Raw genomic sequence first — 20,065 nt, forward strand, 5'->3', positions numbered from 1 at the left:
TTCCATATTTCCTGGAAACTGATCAAAAGCAAGGAGAAAGATGGAACAAACTAATCAAAAATCTCAATGCCAGCAACTCTGGGCGAGAAACAAATACCTCGTTTTGAGTCATTCCAGCAATATTTACAATGAGATTCGTCAATACCTGAAGAATAAAGAGGTGGAGGTGAGTCAGGTTCAGGAGATGATTGACCGTGCCTGTCAAATTTCAGAACATAGGGGGCAGGTCTGCAATGCCTTTCAGCATATTTGGGGCTATTTCAAAAAGAAAGCGACAGATGCTGAGCGCAAGGACTATATGCTCTTGCTGGATCGCTACCGCTTTGGTCAGGCTTCTAAGGAAGACTTGATCACTAAGACTCGAGACTTGCTTGATCGCTATCCAAATACCTACTTGCAACATTCGACTTTACTGAAAGGAGATTGTCATGAGACTTTGGCATGAGGCTTTGATTTCACAACTTCCCCGTCCTCAACTCTTGGGACAGCATCGAGAGTGCTGTGCCCTGCGTGGCAATGGCTGGGGCAGAAAGCATGCAACGGTGGACTATGTCTTTACCCACTCGCCCTATCGTCTCTATGCCTATCATGACTTGATTATGGAGGAGATGGTTAAACGAGGCTTTAAGGTCAGTCCAGAGTGGCTGGACAAGAACTACCGAGGTAAGACCTGCCCTCCTTATGAAGATTTGGGAGAGGAGAAGTTGATTAGTCCTATATACAGCGAACATGACGATGCCTACTATGAGGAGTGTCTGGCAAATCTCCGAGAGAAGGGGATTGAGCTGGAATAATAGTAAGGATTGCCTTCAATTTATAACTCTTCTCGTAATTTTTTCGAATAATAAAGATGAGACCTTTGGAATTTTTCTAAGGTCTTCTTTTTATGAATGTTCAGATTTACTTTTAATAACTTTTGAGTTATAATTTAATTAGAAAGAGGTTGCTTGGTGCATACGATTTACTTCTATATGGACAAAAATGGAAACGAGCCAGTCTTGGATTATATGAGAGAATTAGCTAGTCAGAAAAGTAAGGATAGCCGCATCAAACTCAATAAACTAAATGACTATATCGAATTGCTTAGTCAGCAAGGGACCAGAGCTGGGGAACCCTATATCAAACATTTGGAAGATGAGATTTGGGAACTAAGACCACTGAGAGATCGAATTTTATTTGTAGCATGGGTTGATGGTAGTTTTGTTCTTTTACATCATTTTGTCAAAAAGACCCAGAAAACTCCTAGAAGAGAAATTGAAAAAGCCAAGCGTGAGTTAAAGGACTTAAAAGAAAGAGGGGTAAGTGATGAAAAATAGTGCTATTGGGAGTAACTGGAAGGATGTCAGGTCAGAACTCTTTACCAAGGAGGAAATTCTTGAGAGTGATATGCGAGTGGCTATCATGAGTGAGTTGATTGAGGCCAGACATGAGCAAGGAATCAGCCAGAAAAAGCTAGAGGAACTCAGTGGAGTGAGCCAGCCTGTCATAGCTAGGATGGAAACAGGAAAGACAAGTCCTCAGTTGGATACAGTCTTGAAAGTTTTAGCCAGTTTAGGAAAGACACTAGCAGTCGTCCCACTTGAACAGGGGAAAAGTTGACTAGAATCAGTTATAGTCTTTTCTAATAACAAGCCATAGTCACTTATAAGAATTACTAATAACACGTTTTACCAGTCTAACTAAAATACAGCTATAAAACAAGCTACACAAAGGATTTGAGGCATGTGTCTCAAGTCTTTTTCTTTTGTCTAAAACAGAGATATAGTTTCAAACTATATCAAAGCCTAATTTTTTACAATTATACAGACGCATTCTTTTCTGTTAAGATAGTTTCAACAACAAATTTTGGAGGACACATCATGTCAACTACAATCATCGGTTTCCCTCGTTTGGGCGAATTCCGCGAATTAAAATTTACAACTGAAAAATACTTTAGAAAAGAAATCTCAGAAGAAGAACTCTTGGCAGCCGCAAAAGACTTGCGTGCTAAACACTGGAACATCATCAAAGAAAAAGGAATCACTGAAATTCCATCAAATGATTTTTCTCACTATGACAACTTCCTAGATGCAGCTTTCCTTTTCAACGTGGTACCTGCTTCAGTTCAAAACTTGGACTTGTCTGACCTTGAGCGCTACTTCGCTTTGGGTCGTGGTTACCAAGGAGAAAAAGGAGACGTTCGCGCCCTTCCAATGAAGAAATGGTTCAACACCAACTACCACTACATCGTTCCTAAATTTGAAAAAGACACTCAAGTAAAATTGGCTGGTCACAAGATTTTCGATGAGTTCCAAGAAGCAAAAGAGCTTGGATTGAACACTCGTCCAGTCCTTGTAGGACCATTCACTTTCCTTCAATTGTCAGACTTTGAAGAAGGTGTGAAAGCAGAAGACTTCGTAGACAGCTTAGTTGCTGCTTACCAAGAAGTTTTTGCTAAATTGGCTGAACTTGGTGCAACTCGCATCCAATTGGATGAAGCTGCTCTTGTAAAAGACTTGACAGCCGAAGAAAAAACTCTCTTCTTGAATCTCTACAACAAACTTTTGGCTGATAAAAAAGGTCTTGAAGTCTTGCTTCAAACTTACTTTGGTGACGTTCGTGATGTCTACGCTGACCTTGTAAACTTGCCAGTTGATGCTATCGGTCTTGACTTCGTTGAAGGTAAGAAAACTCTTGAACTCGTTAAAGGTGGTTTCCCAGCTGACAAGACTCTCTATGCAGGTATTGTCAATGGTAAAAACATCTGGCGTAACAACTACGAAAAGAGTTTGGCTATTCTTGAGCAAATCCCAGCTGAAAACATCGTATTGACAAGCTCATGCTCACTTCTTCATGTGCCATTTACAACAGCTAATGAAGAATTTGAACCAGCTATCTTGAACCACTTTGCCTTCGCAGTTGAAAAATTAGACGAAATCCGTGATTTGGATGCTATCCGCAACGGTCAAGGAGCAGAAGCTCTTGCAGCTAACAAAGAACTCTTTGCGACTGAGCGTGTTGGTGAAAATGCAGAACTTCGTGCGCGCATCGCTGGTTTGACAGACGCTGACTACACTCGTTTGCCAGCCTTTGCAGAACGTGAAGCCATCCAAGAAGAAGCTTTCAAACTTCCAGCTCTTCCAACAACAACTATCGGTTCATTCCCTCAAACAAAAGAAGTTCGTGCTAAACGTTTGGCTTACCGTAAAGGTGAATTGTCTCAAGAAGAGTATGACGCTTTCCTTGCTGAAACGATCGATGAATGGATCAAATGGCAAGAAGATATCGATTTTGATGTCCTTGTTCACGGTGAATTTGAGCGTAATGACATGGTTGAGTACTTCGGACAAAACTTGTCAGGTTACCTCTTCTCTAAAAATGGTTGGGTACAATCATACGGTATGCGTGGGGTTAAACCACCAATCATCTGGGGTGATGTCACTCGTCTTAACCCTATCACTGTTAAATGGTCTAGCTATGCACAAAGCCGTACAAACAAACCTGTTAAAGGTATGTTGACTGGACCTGTTACCATCCTCAACTGGTCATTCCCACGTGAAGACATCTCTATCAAGGATTCTACTCTTCAAATCGCTCTTGCTATCAAGGATGAAGTGCTTGACCTTGAAGCTGCTGGTGTGAAAATCATCCAAATCGACGAAGCTGCTCTTCGTGAAAAATTGCCACTCCGTCGTAGCGACTGGTACGAAGACTACCTTGACTGGGCAATTCCTGCCTTCCGCTTGGTACACTCAACAGTAGCACCAGACACACAAATCCACACTCACATGTGTTACTCAGAATTTACAGATATCATCCCAGCTATCGACAACATGGATGCAGATGTTATTTCCTTTGAAGCTAGCCGTTCAAACCTTGAAATCTTGGACGAACTCAAAGCGAAAAACTTCCAAACAGAAGTGGGACCTGGGGTTTACGATATCCACTCACCTCGTGTGCCTAATGAAGGCGAAATCGACAATACAATCGAAGCTATCCTGGCTAAAGTGCCAAGCAAGAAAGTTTGGATCAACCCTGACTGTGGTTTGAAAACACGTGGTATTCCAGAAACAAAAGAAAGCTTGATCCGCCTTGTTGAAGCAGCTAAAGCTGCGCGTGAGAAATTGTAAGATTAGATTTCTCTCCATACAATGGTTGTTCAAAAAGAAATCAACTAGAAAAGGTTATTACATATGTCACGCCAAACACCGTCACTCTCATTTGAAGTGTTCCCTCCAAACCCAGCTGTGGGTAATGATAACATTATTTCTGCTCTTCAAGACATGCAGGAGTTGGCTCCTCACTTTATCAGTGTGACTGCCAGCAATAATAAATTTAATATCAAGGAAACGACGGTTCGTTTGGCTGACTTTATCCAAAATGACTTGGCGATTCCGACTATTGCTCACTTGCCAGCCATCTATTTGACTAAGGACAAGGTTGCTGAAACGATTGCTGACTTGGACAAGGTTGGAGTGCAGAAAATCTTGGCTCTTCGTGGGGATATTATTCCAGATGTGGAACCACAAAAGGATTTCCGCTACGCAACTGACTTGATCGAGTTCATTAAGGAGCAAGCCCCTCACTTTGATATTGTTGGTGCTTGTTATCCAGAAGGGCATCCAGATTCACCAAATCAGATTTCAGATATTCAAAATCTTAAGAAGAAAGTGGATGCAGGTTGTTCGAGCCTTGTAACTCAGCTTTTCTTTGACAATGAGCGCTTCTATGATTTCCAAGACAAGTGCATCTTGGCTGGGATTGATGTTCCCATTCATGCAGGGATTATGCCAATTCTGAATCGAAATCAAGCCCTCCGCCTCTTGAAGACTTGTGAGAATATCCATCTTCCACGCAAATTTAAAGCCATCTTAGACAAGTATGAGCATGACCCTGAGTCGCTCAGAGCAGCAGGACTTGCCTATGCAGTGGATCAAATCGTGGACTTGGTAACTCAGGATGTTGCCGGTGTGCATCTCTATACGATGAACAATGCAGAAACAGCAAAATACATTCATCAAGCAACACATGCCTTGTTTAATCATCAGTCTCTAGGATAATAAAAAGCAAACCATTCTTCTCAGCTGAGGGGAATGGTTCCTTTTTAATGGTAAAGACCGCACTTTTTAAGAAAAATATGATAAAATAGACTCTGTACGTACTTGATACAAAGATGAGGGTATTAAAAAAATAATGCATTTAAACTGAGAGTCTTAGATGTTTTAGCATCAAACCTTTCTGATGACTAACGGTAGGAAAGAGCGACACGAACGAGTCAAATCGATATTATTTGACGAGAGAGTTAGTAAAGCATTTAGCTAATCGTCTGATAGCGATTAGCGTGAAAGGATTAGATGCTTTAGCATCAAACCTTTCTAATGATTTGTATCTTGAGTAATTGAACACGCCTACAACTCTGTGGAAAAAGATAAATCTGCCTAGGAGCAGTCGCTCCGTCGTTAGATTTCCTATTTTCCTTTGAGTTGCTTGACGGCTTGGTATCTTGATCTTTGTAGGCAAGGCGTATAATTTCATCAATCCAAAGGGGATTAAAATGACAAAACAAGTGTTTCAAACGACTTTTGCGGGTCGTGAGTTAATTGTAGAGACTGGTCAGGTTGCCAAGCAAGCAAATGGCTCTGTTGTCGTGCGTTACGGTGAGTCAACTGTCTTGACTGCGGCCGTTATGTCTAAAAAGATGGCGACTGGGGATTTCTTCCCACTCCAAGTCAACTACGAAGAAAAAATGTATGCAGCTGGGAAGTTTCCTGGTGGCTTTATGAAACGTGAAGGACGTCCTTCAACGGATGCGACTTTGACAGCGCGTTTGATTGACCGTCCAATCCGTCCAATGTTTGCGGAAGGTTTCCGTAATGAAGTGCAAGTTATCAACACCGTGCTTTCTTATGATGAAAATGCTTCTGCTCCAATGGCAGCTATGTTTGGTTCATCATTGGCGTTGTCTATTTCAGATATTCCATTTGACGGACCAATCGCTGGGGTACAAGTAGGATATGTAGGTGGCGAAATCATCATCAACCCAAGCCAAGAACAAGCAGAGCAATCTCTCCTTGAATTGACAGTAGCTGGTACCAAACACGCTATCAACATGGTTGAGTCTGGTGCCAAAGAATTGTCAGAAGAAATCATGTTGGAAGCTCTCCTTAAAGGGCACGAAGCAGTCAAAGAATTGATTGCCTTCCAAGAAGAAATCGTTGCTGCTGTCGGTAAGGAAAAAGCAGAAGTAGAATTGCTTCATGTAGATGCTGACTTGCAATCTGAAATCATCGCAGTCTACAACAGCGACCTCCAAAAAGCTGTCCAAGTAGAAGAAAAATTGGCCCGTGAAGCTGCAACTCAAGCAGTTAAAGACCAAGTGACTGCTGTTTACGAAGAAAAATATGCAGACCATGAAGAATTTGATCGTATCATGCGTGATGTTGCTGAAATCTTGGAACAAATGGAACACGCAGAAGTACGCCGTTTGATTACAGAAGACAAGGTACGTCCTGATGGTCGTAAAGTCGATGAAATCCGTCCTTTGGATGCGGTTGTGGACTTCCTTCCTCGTGTGCATGGTTCAGGTCTCTTCACTCGTGGGCAAACTCAGGCTCTTTCAGTCTTGACCTTGGCTCCGATGGGAGAAACTCAAATCATTGATGGTTTGGATCCAGAGTACAAGAAACGTTTTATGCACCACTATAACTTCCCACAATACTCTGTAGGGGAAACTGGTCGTTATGGTGCACCTGGTCGTCGTGAAATTGGTCACGGTGCTCTCGGTGAGCGTGCCCTGGCTCAAGTCTTGCCAAGCTTGGAAGAATTCCCATATGCTATCCGCTTGGTGGCTGAGGTCTTGGAATCAAATGGTTCTTCATCTCAGGCTTCTATCTGTGCTGGAACTCTTGCCCTTATGGCTGGTGGTGTGCCAATCAAGGCGCCAGTAGCTGGTATTGCCATGGGTCTGATTTCAGATGGAAACAACTATACAGTCTTGACAGATATCCAAGGTTTGGAAGATCACTTTGGAGATATGGACTTTAAGGTTGCAGGTACTCGTGATGGGATTACAGCCCTACAAATGGATATCAAGATTCAAGGGATCACTGCAGAAATCTTGACTGAGGCTCTTGCCCAAGCCAAGAAAGCGCGTTTTGAAATCCTTGATGTGATTGAAGCAACCATTCCAGAAGTTCGTCCAGAATTGGCTCCAACTGCTCCGAAAATTGATACCATCAAGATTGATGTGGACAAGATCAAGATTGTCATCGGTAAGGGTGGAGAAACCATCGACAAGATTATCGCTGAAACAGGCGTTAAGATTGATATCGACGAAGAAGGAAATGTATCTATCTACTCTAGCGACCAAGATGCTATTAACCGTGCTAAAGAAATTATTGCTGGTTTGGTCCGTGAAGCCAAAGTGGACGAAGTTTACCGTGCTAAAGTCGTTCGTATCGAGAAATTTGGTGCCTTTGTTAACCTCTTTGATAAGACAGATGCCCTTGTTCATATCTCGGAGATGGCTTGGACGCGTACCAATAATGTCGAAGACTTGGTAGCAATCGGGGATGAAGTTGATGTTAAGGTTATCAAGATTGATGAAAAAGGACGTGTGGATGCTTCTATGAAAGCCCTTCTTCCTCGTCCACCAAAACCTGAACGTGATGAAAAAGGCGAAAAGTCTGAGCGACCTCACCGCCCACGTCATCACAAGGACCACAAACCTAAGAAAGAATTTACAGAAACACCAAAAGATTCAGAATAAGAAAAGGAGAAATGTATGGGATGGTGGCGCGAAACCATTGATATCGTAAAAGAAAATGATCCAGCGGCCCGCACCACTTTGGAGGTTTTGCTGACTTATCCAGGTGTCAAGGCCTTGGCGGCCCACCGTCTCTCGCATTTTCTCTGGAAGCATGGCTTCAAACTACTGGCTCGTATGCACAGTCAGTTCTGGCGCTTTTGGACTCAGATTGAGATTCATCCAGGTGCCCAGATTGATTCAGGTGTCTTTATCGACCATGGTTCGGGTCTGGTGATTGGAGAGACGGCTATCGTTGAGACGGGAGTTCTCCTCTATCATGGGGTGACTCTTGGGGGAACAGGGAAAGACTGTGGCAAACGCCATCCGACCGTTCGTCAGGGTGCCCTTATATCAGCTCATGCCCAAGTCATTGGTCCTGTAGAAATCGGCGAAAATGCTAAGGTCGGTGCAGCAGCAGTTGTTGTGGCAGACGTACCTAGTGATGTGACGGTTGTCGGTATTCCTGCTAAGATTGTCCGTGTTCATGGTAAGAAGGATGAGCCGGTCATTCACGAAGTCGAAGAAAAACGAGAGTACTACGTCAATAAACTCGAGCAGGCTAAAGATGCCAGTCACAGATCGTCTGGGTTGTAGAGGATGGCTATATGATTCAAGCAAGAAACAAGTTAAGCCAAGAGGAGTTATCTGAGGCGAAAAAACTAATTAACTGTTGCCAAAACTATGACGGTACCTATCGTGATCCCTATCTATCTAATATGCTTAATTTTGACCCAAACATGCCCGCCTTTTTCCATTATTATGAAAAAGGCGAACTTGTTGGTTTATTAACTGTCTATGCAGATGACCAAGATGTGGAAGTGACGATACTGGTTCATCCAGCTCATCACCGTCAGGGAATTGCGCGTGCATTGTTTACTAGTTTTGAGAAAGAAACGGCTTCTTTCCCTATTCGTTCAGTTACTTTTCAGACAGAACGTATTTTTCTAGACCGTTATCCTGATTTTGTCAGCAACTGGGGATTGGTTGAAGATGAAGAGACAGAAACCTGGTTAGGTAAGGATAGAAGACCTTATCAGTTAGCAAGTGTTTCTAATCTTGAAGTTTTGTTAGCAGATAGTTCGTATCAGGAGCAAATTAGTCAGTTAAAATTTCAGGCATTTTCAGAGGAACATGAATCTAGAGAAGTTGTGGATAGATATGTCGCTGAAGCTCTGAAGGATCCAGAAAGTCGCTTATATATTTTGTTAAAAGACGGTCAGGTTATTGGAACTTGCACGGTAGATTTATCGACTAATACGAATTACTTCTACGGTTTAGCAATATCTGAACCTGAACGTGGGAAAGGCTATGGAAGCTACTTAGCAAAATCCCTTGTCAACCAACTAATTGAGCAAAATGATAAGGAATTTCAGATTGCCGTGGAAGATAGCAATGTAGGTGCCAAGAGCTTGTATGAAAAAATTGGCTTTGTCAAACAGACTCAGGTGGTTTATCTGAATGAGAAAGGAGCAAGGTATTCCGAAGTGTAGAGATATTCGGACTGAAATTCAATTGAACTCTTAGTGATGAAACTAACTGTTCTCGGATTTTAGTTTTCCTGACTATTATTTATGATTAAAATCTATGACACCTTGAGTCGGAAGTAGACAGGAGAGGCGCTTGAATGTTTAAGAATGAACCGTTCTGCTGCAGATTGGAATTGCTGTTGTCTGGCTTATTTTTCTTGTCCAGCAAGGATTTTACTGAATACTTTGATTAGCTTAGGTCTAATCATCTGGGTCTATCCCGCTAAGTGAAGGCGAAGCAGAACTAGAAAGGAAACTACAAGAATGGCAGTTTATTTTTACGGCTGTATCACCATGGATGGCTACTTGGCAGACAGCCAGCACAGGATAGACTGGCTGCATCAGCTTGGTTCTGTAGAAGATACAGGCTATGATGACTTTTACAGGCAAATGGATATTACCATCATGGGCAAGCGGACCTTTGAGGAAATCCAAGATTTGCAAGATGTAGAAAGTTTTTATCAAGCTACGGAAAACTATGTCTTTACGCATGATAGGCACCTGCCTGTCAGCAATTACCAGCCAGTAGCTGGGGATGTGGTGGACTTTGTTCACCAGATTGACAAAGGCAAAAATGTCTTTGTGATTGGTGGTAATTCCATAGTAGGACCGCTCTTGGATGCGGATCTTTTCGATTACCTCATTATTCAGATAGCGCCCCTTATCCTAGGAAAGGGGGTTCCCCTCTTTACCCAAGAGGAAGGGCAGCGCTTTTACCAACTGGATAGCCTCAGACAATTTGGTCCTTTTGCAGAGCTGGTTTTCAGTCGAAAAAGTCAGAAATAGAGAAGGGAGTGGACCGCATGATTAAAATTTACGATACCATGTCTCGTGATTTGCGAGAGTTTGTCCCGATTGAGGACGGCAAAGTCAAGATGTATGTTTGTGGGCCAACCGTGTACAACTATATCCACGTGGGGAATGCCCGTTCGACGGTAGCTTTTGATACCATTCGTCGATATTTTGAGTATCGTGGGTATGAGGTTGCCTATATTTCCAATTTTACGGATGTGGATGATAAGATTATCAACCGTGCCAAGGAAGAAGGCATTACGCCACAGGAGGTTGCGGACAAGTACATCGCTGCCTTTCGTGAGGATGTGACGGCCTTGGGCGTCAAACCTGCGACTCGCCATCCGCGTGTAGTGGAGTTTATGATTGACATCATCCGTTTTGTGGAAGACTTGATTGAAAAAGGTTTTGCCTATGAGAGCCAAGGGGATGTTTACTTCCGTGTGGAAAAATCTCACAACTATGCTAAATTAGCAAATAAAACCTTGGAAGATTTGGAGCTAGGTGCTTCAGGTCGTACCGATGAAGAAACGGCTCGTAAGGAAAATCCTGTAGATTTTGCCCTCTGGAAAGCTACCAAGCCAGGCGAGATTTCTTGGGATAGTCCTTGGGGACCTGGTCGTCCAGGCTGGCACATCGAGTGTTCAGTCATGTCAACAGAGATTTTGGGCGACACCATTGATATCCACGGTGGTGGAGCCGACCTAGAGTTTCCGCACCACACCAACGAGATTGCCCAGTCAGAAGCCAAAACAGGCAAGACCTTTGCCAACTACTGGATGCATAATGGCTTTGTCAATATCGACAATGTCAAGATGTCCAAGTCCTTGGGCAACTTTATTACCGTACATGATGCCCTTAAAACCCTCGATGGGCAAGTGCTTCGTTTCTTCTTTGCGACTCAACATTATCGCAAGCCTATCAACTTTACAGAAAAGGCAGTGCGTGATGCAGAGACTAATCTCAAGTATCTAAAAAACACTTACGAACAACCATTTTCTGGAACTGTAGAGGCTCAAGAATTGCAAGCTTTTAAAGATAAGTTTGTAGCAGCTATGGATGAGGATTTCAACGCTGCCAATGGAATCACAGTCGTCTTTGAAATGGCCAAATGGATTAACTCAGGTAACTATGATGCAAGTGTTAAGGAAGCTCTTGCAGATATGTTGGAAGTCTTTGGTATTATCTTTGTAGAGGAAGTTTTGGATGCAGAGATTGAAGCCTTGATCCAAAAACGTCAAGAAGCGCGTGCCAATCGTGACTTTTCGACAGCGGACCAGATCCGTGACCAATTGGCTGCTCAAGGGATTAAGCTCCTTGACACCAAAGATGGAGTGAGGTGGACACGTGATTGATATCAATCTCATTAACGGGATTGCGTTAGCTTTTGAGGGGGACGCGGTGTATTCTATGTATATACGTCGTCACCTCATTTTAAAAGGTATGACCAAACCCAATAAACTCCATCAAGAGGCGACCAAGTATGTCTCAGCCAAAGCTCAGGCTCGCCTGATTTCTCTTATGTTAGAGGAGCAAGTCCTGACGGAAAAAGAAGAAGAAATCTACAAACGTGGTCGCAATACCAATAGTCACACCAAGGCCAAAAATGCTGATGTAGTGACTTACCGTATGTCCACAGGTTTTGAAGCAGTCATGGGCTATCTCCATATGACTGAAAATCTAGAACGTCTTGAGAGCTTGATTTCGTGGTGCATCCAAAAAGTGGAGGAGTAGAAATGCTTGCAAAAGAACTACAAGACTGGTTTCCTGAGGCTCAGATTTCAGACCAACCAGTAGAGAAAGAGGGCTATCTCACGCTCCCTTTAGCTTCTCAGCAGTGGATTTTGCTAGAGGAAGCTGGGTTAAGCGAGCGTGAAAAGCAGTTGGTTGCCCTTTTGACTCAGCAGGAGCAGGCTCGCTCGCTCAATCCTTGGTATTCTTTTCTGATTGAGGGCAAGGGACAGGCACCACAAACTTTTAAAAAGATTCAGCTGGTTTATTGCCATCTTTCCTATTTTCAGCAGGAAAATCTAGCTTCTTGGTTAGAGATGATGCGGACTCTTTTTCCGAACTGTCAGACCGTCCTTCAGGTCGGAGCTCAGGATTATGTTTTCGTACTTCAACAAGATAAGTATACACCTGTACGAGCTATTTTAAGTGATACGATTGAAGCAGTTGAGTATGACTTTGGACTGCGTCTCTCTATCATGTTAGGACAGGTTTGGTCTCAGACGGGCCATCAAGCTCTATCAGACTTAATCAAAGCGGAGCGGGATTTGTTTAAGACTTGGTGGCGTCAGGGTTACCAAGGTGTTCATACTTTTTCTCAGCTCTATCTTTGGAGTATGGGAGAAAGGCTTGTGGATTTGAGAGTAATCAAGGAATGTCTCCACCAGATGATTTTGGATCAAGACCAGATTCAGGAGATTGTTCTCTCTCTTTGGGAAAATAGTGCTGTCCTAACAAAAACAGCCCAGCAACTCTATCTGCACCGCAATTCTCTTCAATACAAGATTGATAAATGGGAAGAATTAACAGGGCTTCAGTTGAAGGAATTGACAGACCTTACTCTGTGTTATCAATTGATTTTACCAGATATTCTCTAAAGTTTTGTGCAAGTTGCACAGAACTTTTTTATTTTTTTGGTCATCTTGCCATAGAAAAGTAAAGCGTTTTCATCTATAATAAAACTATCAAAAGACAAAAGGAGTTCACCTCATGGTAGAATTGAATCTTAAAAATATTTACAAAAAATATCCAAATAGCGAACACTATTCAGTTGAAGACTTCAACTTGGACATTAAAGACAAAGAATTTATCGTTTTCGTAGGTCCTTCAGGATGTGGTAAATCAACAACTCTTCGTATGATTGCTGGTCTTGAAGATATCACAGAAGGTACTGCATCTATCGATGGCGTGGTTGTCAACGACGTCGCTCCAAAAGACCGTGACATCGCCATGGTATTCCAAAACTACGCTCTTTACCCACACATGACTGTTTATGACAACATGGCTTTCGGTTTGAAATTGCGTAAATACAGCAAAGAAGACATCGACAAACGTGTGCAAGAAGCAGCTGAAATCCTTGGATTGAAAGAATTCTTGGAACGTAAACCTGCTGACCTTTCAGGTGGTCAACGTCAACGTGTTGCCATGGGTCGTGCAATCGTCCGTGATGCAAAAGTGTTCTTGATGGACGAACCTTTGTCAAACTTGGATGCCAAACTTCGTGTATCAATGCGTGCTGAAATTGCGAAAATCCACCGTCGTATCGGAGCTACAACTATCTACGTAACTCACGACCAAACAGAAGCGATGACACTTGCAGACCGTATCGTTATCATGTCAGCAACTAAGAACCCTGCTGGTACAGGTACTATCGGACGTGTAGAACAAATCGGTACTCCTCAAGAAGTTTACAAAAACCCAGTTAATAAATTCGTAGCAGGCTTCATCGGAAGCCCAGCTATGAACTTCATCAATGTGAAATTGGTTGGTAGCGAAATTGTTTCTGACGGTTTCCGTTTGAAAGTTCCAGAAGGCGCATTGAAAGTTCTTCGTGAAAAAGGCTACGAAGGTAAAGAATTGATCTTCGGTATCCGTCCAGAAGACGTGAATGCAGAACCTGCTTTCCTTGAAACATTCCCAGAATCAGTTGTCAAAGCTACTATCTCAGTATCAGAATTGCTTGGTTCAGAATCTCACCTTTACTGCCAAGTTGGTAAAGATGAATTCGTTGCTAAAGTTGATGCTCGTGACTATTTGCAAACAGGTGCAACAGTTGAACTTGGATTTGACTTGAACAAAGCCCACTTCTTCGATGTAGAAACTGAAAGAACAGTTTACTAAGATAAATAAAACCCAAAACACTGCTAGAAATCTGGCAGTGTTTTTGATATAGATATTGATTGAGTAGGAATTTTCTAGTTTTCATATTCTTAAAAAAGTGATAAAATGGTAGGAAGAATTGGAGAGTAGAGATGCCGAAAGAAGTGAATTTGACGGGCGATGAGGTTGTCGCTTTAACGCAAAAATATTTATCAAAAGAAGATGTTGCTTTTGTACATAAGGCCTTGGTTTACGCCGTTGAATGCCATAGTGGTCAATATCGTAAATCAGGTGAACCTTATATCATTCACCCCATCCAAGTGGCAGGGATTTTAGCCAAACTCAAGCTGGATGCTGTAACGGTAGCTTGTGGTTTCTTGCATGACGTGGTAGAAGATACAGAAGCGACCCTGGATGATTTGGAAAGAGAGTTTGGTCCTGATGTGCGGGTGATTGTTGACGGGGTTACCAAGCTTGGTAAAGTTAAATACAAGTCTCACGAAGAGCAGTTGGCAGAAAATCATCGCAAGATGCTCATGGCCATGTCTGAGGATATCCGTGTTATCTTGGTCAAACTGTCTGACCGCTTGCACAATATGCGGACCCTGAAACATCTTCGAAAAGATAAGCAGGAGCGTATTTCCAAAGAAACCATAGAAATCTATGCACCTCTTGCTCACCGTCTGGGGATTTCTAGCGTCAAATGGGAATTGGAAGACCTATCTTTCCGTTATCTCAATCCTACGGAGTTTTATAAGATTACCCATATGATGAAGGAAAAACGCAGAGAGCGTGAAGCCTTGGTGGATGAGGTAGTCACAAAATTAGAGGAATATACGACAGATCGTCATCTAAATGGGAAGATTTACGGTCGTCCCAAGCATATTTACTCGATTTTCCGCAAAATGCAGGATAAGAGAAAACGTTTTGAGGAAATCTATGACCTGATTGCCATTCGTTGTATTTTGGATACCCAAAGTGATGTTTATGCCATGCTTGGTTATGTGCATGAACTTTGGAAACCAATGCCAGGTCGTTTCAAAGACTATATAGCTAACCGCAAGGCCAATGGCTACCAGTCTATCCATACGACTGTTTATGGGCCAAAAGGGCCGATTGAATTCCAGATTCGGACCAAGGAAATGCACGAGGTGGCTGAGTACGGGGTTGCGGCTCACTGGGCCTATAAGAAAGGCATTAAGGGGCAGGTTAACAGCAAGGAATCAGCTATTGGAATGAACTGGATCAAGGAGATGATGGAGCTCCAAGACCAGGCTGATGATGCTAAGGAATTTGTGGATTCAGTTAAGGAAAACTATCTGGCTGAGGAGATTTACGTCTTTACCCCAGATGGAGCTGTCCGTTCCCTTCCGAAAGATTCAGGACCGATTGACTTTGCCTATGAAATCCATACCAAGGTTGGGGAAAAAGCAACTGGAGCCAAGGTCAATGGTCGCATGGTTCCACTGACAACCAAGCTCAAGACAGGGGATCAGGTTGAAATTGTCACCAACCCTAACTCCTTTGGGCCGAGTCGTGACTGGCTCAACATGGTCAAGACCAGCAAAGCCCGTAACAAGATTCGCCAGTTCTTTAAAAACCAAGATAAGGAATTGTCTGTCAATAAGGGTCGTGAAATGTTGATGGCCCAGTTCCAAGAAAATGGCTATGTGGCCAATAAATTCATGGACAAGCGTCATATGGACCGAGTTCTGCAAAAGACCAGCTACAAGACAGAAGAAACCCTCTTTGCGGCCATTGGTTTTGGAGAAATCGGTGCTATTACTGTCTTTAATCGTCTAACTGAGAAGGAACGTCGTGAGGAAGAACGTGCCAAGGCCAAGGCTGAAGCAGAGGAACTTGTCAAAGGTGGCGAGATCAAGGTTGAAAATAAAGAAACCCTCAAGGTCAAGCATGAGGGTGGTGTGGTCATTGAAGGTGCATCAGGCCTCCTAGTGCGGATTGCTAAGTGTTGTAATCCAGTGCCTGGTGACGATATTGTTGGCTATATTACCAAGGGGCGTGGTGTGGCTATTCACCGTGTGGACTGTATGAACCTGCGTGCCCAAGAAAACTATGAGCAACGTCTCCTTGATGTGGAATGGGAAGATCAGTACTCTAGCTCGAATAAGGAGTATATGGCCCATATCGATATTTATGGCCTCAACCGTACAGGATTATTGAACGATGTACTGCAAGTTCTTTCAAACACAACTAAGAATATCTCAACAGTCAACGCCCAACCAACCAAGGATATGAAGTTTGCTAATATCCATGTATCCTTTGGCATTGCTAACCTCTCGACGCTGACTACGGTCGTGGACAAGATTAAGAGTGTGCCAGAAGTTTACTCTGTTAAACGTACCAATGGCTAATTGTCCTAGCTCTTACTAGAAAGGCTATTATGAAAATCATTATCCAACGGGTTAAAAAAGCCCAAGTCAGTATCGAAGGTCAGTTGCAGGGGAAAATCAATCAGGGGCTTTTATTGCTGGTTGGTGTTGGACCAGAGGACCAAGAGGAAGATTTGGACTACGCTGTGAGAAAGATTGTCAATATGCGGATTTTTTCAGATGCAGAAGGCAAGATGAACCTGTCTGTCAAAGATATTGAGGGAGAAATCCTCTCTATTTCTCAGTTTACTCTCTTTGCGGATACTAAGAAAGGAAATCGTCCAGCCTTTACAGGCGCAGCGAAGCCTGATATGGCATCAGACTTCTATGATGCATTCAATCAAAAATTAGCGCAGGAAGTGCCCGTTCAGACAGGTATCTTTGGTGCGGACATGCAGGTTGAGCTGGTTAATGATGGACCAGTTACCATTATTCTTGATACTAAAAATAGATAAGAAAGACCAAGCCCGGCCGGCTTGGTTTTTCTCATCTATCATAAAATACTCCAAAATGAAATCTGTTCCTGATAGGCCTTGGGGAAGTCTCTTTTCAAACTTTGGCTTATGTGATAGGAAGGGATGAGGTGTCCTAGGATTAGGAGAGTTCCCTGGAGGAAAAGTGGGATACCACTTAAACATATCAAGGAGAGAATCATCAGGCTATCCCATAGGAGGATTTGTAATGCAAAGCGCCAGAATCTCGGTCTAATCTGGGAATAGAGTTGACTAAAGTGGTCACAAAGCTGGTTGGACAGATAGGTCAATAGCACAGGATGAAAGAAAATGAGCCAACCACTATAAATCAACATCCAATCCCAAGTAAGTTCCTCTTTAAATGCCAAAAAAGCCAGCATGATTCCATCAATAACAAGGATTTGAATGGTTTTGATGAAGATGATTTTTTTCATGCTAGAACCTCCTTCTCCTTAGAGACACTCCCATAAAGAGATGCGTTTGTCATAAAAGTCTGGATAGTTGTTTCTTAGGTAGTCCGCTGTCCTATAATAAAAAGTAGAATGGCAAGCAGTGATGATTGGCATAAGAGAGTAAAAACGCTGAGAACTAACGAAGGCTAAAAGGACAAAAAATAGAAAATCAATGGAGAGAACCCCTAAATAGTAGAAGCGAATCTTTTTATTGATTTGAGGATAAATCTCAGCGAATTGATGTTTGAGTCGGACAAGCAAGCGAAATAGCAGTAGTCCCTGAGCAAGGATGAAAATAAAACCAGTGAGCAAGAGCCAGTCGAAAGCTGTCTCGGGTCTAGTGCTAAAGAATGCAAGTAGTAGCAAATCCATGACTGCAATTGCTGTAAAATGGATTCTAAAGAGATTTTTCATAAGATGACCTCCCTCTTTTATCTATCTTCATTCTACTCCAAAAGAATGGGAGTTACAACTAAAATGATAAAAAATAGCAGAAAGGGCATTTTATTAAGTCAACTTGCTTTCTTTATTTGAGTTTCCCTCTATTATCTAGTTTCTTCATCATTCCAGACAAATAAAGCTCCGATTGCATTGAGGATATAAAAGATGTATTTACCGATATTGGCGAAGTTTCCTTGAATGCCAGCCTTTGTCAGCTGTACAAAATTGTAAATCAACCAAAAGCCCCATTGAGTTGTCAGTTTCAGTGCGTTTAAAGCATTGGCAATGAGGGACAGTGCAAAGGCAATAGTTGTCACGTAGGCAAGGAGATTCATCTTGCCTCCATAACCGATATAGTTGGTCACAAAGGCAAAGAGGAAGGCGATGATGGAAATGATGATGGCCGCCAACTTTACCTGTTTTTGGCTCATTTGGTTGGGTCTGCCTTCTTGCGAAGCTTCCCATTTCTTAATCGCAAAGGTATAAATGAGGAAGGTGACGGGATAGGTGATAATGGCCGCCTTATTTCCAAGGATATAATCAATGCTACCAGACAAAATGGTATTAACAATACCAAAGTAATTTCCCCATTTGCTTAATTTTCCCGTGAAACGAGTGGACAACATAGAAATCCCAACGTTGGTTACGGAAATCAATCCAAAGGGGACAAGGGCAGTCCATGGTCCCCAGTCTACGAATTTATCGAGGCGTGAGTTGAGGTAACCAGATGCAATCGCAATCCCAACGACCAGAGCAACTCCAAAGAGGTCAAACCATTTAGATGTAGCAAAAATTTTTAGTGATTTTTTCATAGTTTAAACTATCTTTCTTTTTTAACAAATATTCTACAACTAAATGAAAGCAAAATCAAATGCTAGAAATAAAACCCTGAAAATTAAACTTTCAGGGTTGGTTGGGGTGCTTGAGAAATTAGTCGATTTTTTCGACGTAGAGTTGTTTGGCAATATCTATACTTACTTGTAAATTCTCGTTTTTACTGAAGATAGTGAAGCTATTGCTGAAGCCATCAAACTGCTGAACTTGGAGCTGATCACCGATGTGAAGCGCATGCTTGTCCAGATAATTGAGAATGTCAAAACTATCGTGAACCCGAGTCAGACGGTAGGCGCCAGCTTCTTTGATATCCGCAAGGGGGAGGTTATTGATTTCAACCAAGAGTTCACCCTTGGCAGGAATAGTTCCGCCGTGGGGGCAGGTCTTGGGGTATCCAAGTAATTTTTCTAGTCTCTCCACGAATAGGTCAGAGACAGTATGTTCCAATACCTCGGCTTCCTCGTGAATCTGGTCACTCGTATAGTCTAAATGATGGACTAGAAAAACTTCAATCAAGCGGTGTTTACGGTAGAGCTCAGAGACCAGTTTGAGTCCAAGGTCAGTCAGTAGATAGCCACATTCCTTGTCCTTAAGGATGAGGTTTTCACTCGTCATCCGTTTAATCATTTCAGTTACGGCAGGGGGAGAGACTTGCATGCGGGCGGCAATTTCCTTGTTGGTAATCTTATGCAAATCTATGCCAATTTCATAAATACATTTTAGATAATCTTCTTTATTCGGGGTCATTCGTTTCCTCTTGTCTAGTATCTTTATCTAGTATATCAAAAAAAGCTAGATTTCTCTAGCTATCTGCCACAATGGTTTCTAATTTAGTTCTTTAGCAGCTGCAATTGCGGCTTCGAAATTTGGTTCAGAGTTGATATTGTCCACGTATTCAACGTAGCGAATCGTATTGTCAGTATCGAGGACAAAGACTGCGCGTGCCAATAGATGCCACTCATTGATTAAGAGGGCATAATCACGTCCAAAGGAATGGTCGAAGTAGTCTGAGAGCATGATGGCATTTTCAATGCCTTCAGTCCCACACCAACGTTTTTGGGCAAAAGGTAGATCCATAGAAACAGTCAAGACAACCGTATTATCCAGTCCAGCCAGTTCTTCATTAAAACGACGCGTTTGAGTTGAGCAGATACCTGTATCGATAGAAGGCACGACACTCAATACTTTTTTCTTGCCATCAAAATCAGCCAGAGATTTTTTAGAAAGGTCTGTTGTAGTGAGTGAAAAATCAAGTGCCTTGTCGCCGACTTGTAGTTGTTTACCTGTAAAGCTCACAGGATTTCCGAGAAAAGTTACCATAGGATACTCCAATCTTTTTTCTTCCATTTTAGCTGAAACAGTCGGAATTTTCCAATGATTTGACCGGAAATGTGGGCATAGAAAAAAACGCCAGCTCATGAGAGAATGACGTTTTTCAGAGGCTTATACTCAATGAAAATCACAGAGCAAACTAGGAAGCTAGCCGCAGGTTGCTCAAAGCACCGCTTTGAGGTTGCAGATAAAGCTGACGTGGTTTGAA

The 20,065-nt window shown here is 42.5% G+C and carries 21 protein-coding genes and 1 pseudogene; 16 read left to right on the forward strand and 6 right to left on the reverse strand.

Going from position 1 to position 20,065, the window contains the following annotated elements; genetic code table 11:
- Positions 1 to 40: 40 nt before the first annotated feature.
- The 16 genes from B7697_RS06675 to dtd all read left to right on the forward strand — a co-directional run bounded on the left by B7697_RS06675 (position 41) and on the right by dtd (position 16,780).
- Entirely contained in the window at positions 41 to 445 is a 405-nt protein-coding gene (locus tag B7697_RS06675) for a YbgA family protein (protein WP_084950906.1), read from the forward strand.
- Positions 429 to 794, forward strand: coding sequence for a TIGR02328 family protein (locus B7697_RS06680; protein ID WP_084950909.1), 366 nt, complete (start codon positions 429 to 431; stop codon positions 792 to 794). The genes B7697_RS06675 and B7697_RS06680 overlap by 17 nt, the downstream gene beginning before the upstream one ends.
- A gap of 156 nt (positions 795 to 950) precedes the next feature.
- Positions 951 to 1,316, forward strand: a complete 366-nt coding sequence (locus tag B7697_RS06685) for a type II toxin-antitoxin system RelE/ParE family toxin (RefSeq protein ID WP_084950911.1) — start codon at positions 951 to 953, stop codon at positions 1,314 to 1,316.
- Positions 1,306 to 1,599 (forward strand): helix-turn-helix domain-containing protein, encoded by a 294-nt coding sequence (locus tag B7697_RS06690; RefSeq protein ID WP_033686503.1) that lies wholly within the window; start codon positions 1,306 to 1,308, stop codon positions 1,597 to 1,599. The genes B7697_RS06685 and B7697_RS06690 overlap by 11 nt, the downstream gene beginning before the upstream one ends.
- A 260-nt stretch (positions 1,600 to 1,859) precedes the next feature.
- Positions 1,860 to 4,109, forward strand: coding sequence for a 5-methyltetrahydropteroyltriglutamate--homocysteine S-methyltransferase (gene metE, locus B7697_RS06695; RefSeq protein ID WP_084950912.1), 2,250 nt, complete (start codon positions 1,860 to 1,862; stop codon positions 4,107 to 4,109).
- A gap of 63 nt (positions 4,110 to 4,172) precedes the next feature.
- The gene (gene metF / locus B7697_RS06700; RefSeq protein WP_000089967.1) at positions 4,173 to 5,039 is read left to right on the forward strand and encodes a methylenetetrahydrofolate reductase [NAD(P)H]; all 867 of its coding nucleotides are present in this window, start codon (positions 4,173 to 4,175) and stop codon (positions 5,037 to 5,039) included.
- A 494-nt stretch (positions 5,040 to 5,533) separates the two neighbouring features.
- Entirely contained in the window at positions 5,534 to 7,747 is a 2,214-nt protein-coding gene (pnp, locus tag B7697_RS06710) for a polyribonucleotide nucleotidyltransferase (RefSeq protein ID WP_084950916.1), read from the forward strand.
- Positions 7,748 to 7,762: 15 nt separating this feature from the next.
- The gene (cysE, locus tag B7697_RS06715) at positions 7,763 to 8,380 is read left to right on the forward strand and encodes a serine O-acetyltransferase (RefSeq protein WP_084950918.1); all 618 of its coding nucleotides are present in this window, start codon (positions 7,763 to 7,765) and stop codon (positions 8,378 to 8,380) included.
- 11 nt (positions 8,381 to 8,391) lie between these two features.
- On the forward strand, positions 8,392 to 9,276 hold the full coding sequence (locus B7697_RS06720) for a GNAT family N-acetyltransferase (RefSeq protein ID WP_084950920.1): 885 nt from the start codon (positions 8,392 to 8,394) through the stop codon (positions 9,274 to 9,276).
- A gap of 300 nt (positions 9,277 to 9,576) precedes the next feature.
- Positions 9,577 to 10,098 carry a dihydrofolate reductase family protein gene (locus tag B7697_RS06730; RefSeq protein ID WP_084950922.1) on the forward strand — a complete coding sequence of 174 codons (522 nt, stop codon included), beginning with the start codon at positions 9,577 to 9,579 and terminating at the stop codon, positions 10,096 to 10,098.
- A 17-nt stretch (positions 10,099 to 10,115) separates the two neighbouring features.
- Positions 10,116 to 11,459, forward strand: a complete 1,344-nt coding sequence (gene cysS / locus B7697_RS06735; protein WP_084950924.1) for a cysteine--tRNA ligase — start codon at positions 10,116 to 10,118, stop codon at positions 11,457 to 11,459.
- Positions 11,452 to 11,838 carry a Mini-ribonuclease 3 gene (locus tag B7697_RS06740; RefSeq protein WP_084950926.1) on the forward strand — a complete coding sequence of 129 codons (387 nt, stop codon included), beginning with the start codon at positions 11,452 to 11,454 and terminating at the stop codon, positions 11,836 to 11,838. The genes cysS and B7697_RS06740 overlap by 8 nt, the downstream gene beginning before the upstream one ends.
- A 2-nt stretch (positions 11,839 to 11,840) precedes the next feature.
- Complete coding sequence (locus B7697_RS06745) at positions 11,841 to 12,710, forward strand: helix-turn-helix domain-containing protein (RefSeq protein WP_084950928.1); 870 nt, start codon at positions 11,841 to 11,843, stop codon at positions 12,708 to 12,710.
- A gap of 112 nt (positions 12,711 to 12,822) precedes the next feature.
- Positions 12,823 to 13,953, forward strand: coding sequence for an ABC transporter ATP-binding protein (locus B7697_RS06750; protein ID WP_000229953.1), 1,131 nt, complete (start codon positions 12,823 to 12,825; stop codon positions 13,951 to 13,953).
- Positions 13,954 to 14,084: 131 nt separating this feature from the next.
- Complete coding sequence (locus B7697_RS06755; RefSeq protein ID WP_084950930.1) at positions 14,085 to 16,307, forward strand: RelA/SpoT family protein; 2,223 nt, start codon at positions 14,085 to 14,087, stop codon at positions 16,305 to 16,307.
- Between the two features lie 29 nt (positions 16,308 to 16,336).
- Positions 16,337 to 16,780 carry a D-aminoacyl-tRNA deacylase gene (dtd, locus tag B7697_RS06760; protein WP_084950932.1) on the forward strand — a complete coding sequence of 148 codons (444 nt, stop codon included), beginning with the start codon at positions 16,337 to 16,339 and terminating at the stop codon, positions 16,778 to 16,780.
- Positions 16,781 to 16,818: 38 nt separating this feature from the next.
- On the opposite strand, the gene B7697_RS06765 is transcribed toward dtd, so the two are convergent.
- The 6 genes and pseudogenes from B7697_RS06765 to tpx form a co-directional block, all read right to left on the reverse strand.
- Positions 16,819 to 17,232 (reverse strand): hypothetical protein, encoded by a 414-nt coding sequence (locus tag B7697_RS06765; RefSeq protein ID WP_084950933.1) that lies wholly within the window; start codon positions 17,230 to 17,232, stop codon positions 16,819 to 16,821.
- A gap of 18 nt (positions 17,233 to 17,250) precedes the next feature.
- The gene (locus B7697_RS06770; protein ID WP_084950935.1) at positions 17,251 to 17,664 is read right to left on the reverse strand and encodes a hypothetical protein; all 414 of its coding nucleotides are present in this window, start codon (positions 17,662 to 17,664) and stop codon (positions 17,251 to 17,253) included.
- Between the two features lie 131 nt (positions 17,665 to 17,795).
- On the reverse strand, positions 17,796 to 18,503 hold the full coding sequence (locus B7697_RS06775) for a nicotinamide mononucleotide transporter (RefSeq protein ID WP_192851482.1): 708 nt from the start codon (positions 18,501 to 18,503) through the stop codon (positions 17,796 to 17,798).
- Positions 18,469 to 18,656, reverse strand: a pseudogene (locus tag B7697_RS09520) (hypothetical protein). Before B7697_RS09520 ends, B7697_RS06775 begins: the two are co-directional and overlap by 35 nt.
- Positions 18,622 to 19,272 (reverse strand): metal-dependent transcriptional regulator, encoded by a 651-nt coding sequence (locus B7697_RS06785; RefSeq protein ID WP_084950937.1) that lies wholly within the window; start codon positions 19,270 to 19,272, stop codon positions 18,622 to 18,624. Before B7697_RS06785 ends, B7697_RS09520 begins: the two are co-directional and overlap by 35 nt.
- 78 nt (positions 19,273 to 19,350) lie before the next feature.
- Positions 19,351 to 19,845 (reverse strand): thiol peroxidase, encoded by a 495-nt coding sequence (tpx, locus tag B7697_RS06790; protein WP_084950938.1) that lies wholly within the window; start codon positions 19,843 to 19,845, stop codon positions 19,351 to 19,353.
- Positions 19,846 to 20,065: the final 220 nt, after the last annotated feature.

This window comes from Streptococcus mitis (assembly GCF_002096895.1).
GTDB lineage: Bacteria > Bacillota > Bacilli > Lactobacillales > Streptococcaceae > Streptococcus > Streptococcus mitis_AH.

What these genes read in the sequence shown, in the direction of transcription:
- B7697_RS06770 (WP_084950935.1), bottom strand. Translation starts at nt 17,664, where the DNA reads ATGAAAAATCTCTTTAGAATCCATTTTACAGCAATTGCAGTCATGGAT.
- B7697_RS06755 (WP_084950930.1), top strand. Translation starts at nt 14,085, where the DNA reads ATGCCGAAAGAAGTGAATTTGACGGGCGATGAGGTTGTCGCTTTAACG.
- dtd (WP_084950932.1), top strand. Translation starts at nt 16,337, where the DNA reads ATGAAAATCATTATCCAACGGGTTAAAAAAGCCCAAGTCAGTATCGAA.
- cysS (WP_084950924.1), top strand. Translation starts at nt 10,116, where the DNA reads ATGATTAAAATTTACGATACCATGTCTCGTGATTTGCGAGAGTTTGTC.
- metF (WP_000089967.1), top strand. Translation starts at nt 4,173, where the DNA reads ATGTCACGCCAAACACCGTCACTCTCATTTGAAGTGTTCCCTCCAAAC.
- B7697_RS06765 (WP_084950933.1), bottom strand. Translation starts at nt 17,232, where the DNA reads ATGAAAAAAATCATCTTCATCAAAACCATTCAAATCCTTGTTATTGAT.
- B7697_RS06720 (WP_084950920.1), top strand. Translation starts at nt 8,392, where the DNA reads ATGATTCAAGCAAGAAACAAGTTAAGCCAAGAGGAGTTATCTGAGGCG.
- cysE (WP_084950918.1), top strand. Translation starts at nt 7,763, where the DNA reads ATGGGATGGTGGCGCGAAACCATTGATATCGTAAAAGAAAATGATCCA.
- B7697_RS06745 (WP_084950928.1), top strand. Translation starts at nt 11,841, where the DNA reads ATGCTTGCAAAAGAACTACAAGACTGGTTTCCTGAGGCTCAGATTTCA.
- B7697_RS06675 (WP_084950906.1), top strand. Translation starts at nt 41, where the DNA reads ATGGAACAAACTAATCAAAAATCTCAATGCCAGCAACTCTGGGCGAGA.
- B7697_RS06690 (WP_033686503.1), top strand. Translation starts at nt 1,306, where the DNA reads ATGAAAAATAGTGCTATTGGGAGTAACTGGAAGGATGTCAGGTCAGAA.
- B7697_RS06730 (WP_084950922.1), top strand. Translation starts at nt 9,577, where the DNA reads ATGGCAGTTTATTTTTACGGCTGTATCACCATGGATGGCTACTTGGCA.
- pnp (WP_084950916.1), top strand. Translation starts at nt 5,534, where the DNA reads ATGACAAAACAAGTGTTTCAAACGACTTTTGCGGGTCGTGAGTTAATT.
- tpx (WP_084950938.1), bottom strand. Translation starts at nt 19,845, where the DNA reads ATGGTAACTTTTCTCGGAAATCCTGTGAGCTTTACAGGTAAACAACTA.
- B7697_RS06775 (WP_192851482.1), bottom strand. Translation starts at nt 18,503, where the DNA reads ATGAAAAAATCACTAAAAATTTTTGCTACATCTAAATGGTTTGACCTC.
- B7697_RS06680 (WP_084950909.1), top strand. Translation starts at nt 429, where the DNA reads ATGAGACTTTGGCATGAGGCTTTGATTTCACAACTTCCCCGTCCTCAA.
- B7697_RS06785 (WP_084950937.1), bottom strand. Translation starts at nt 19,272, where the DNA reads ATGACCCCGAATAAAGAAGATTATCTAAAATGTATTTATGAAATTGGC.
- B7697_RS06750 (WP_000229953.1), top strand. Translation starts at nt 12,823, where the DNA reads ATGGTAGAATTGAATCTTAAAAATATTTACAAAAAATATCCAAATAGC.
- metE (WP_084950912.1), top strand. Translation starts at nt 1,860, where the DNA reads ATGTCAACTACAATCATCGGTTTCCCTCGTTTGGGCGAATTCCGCGAA.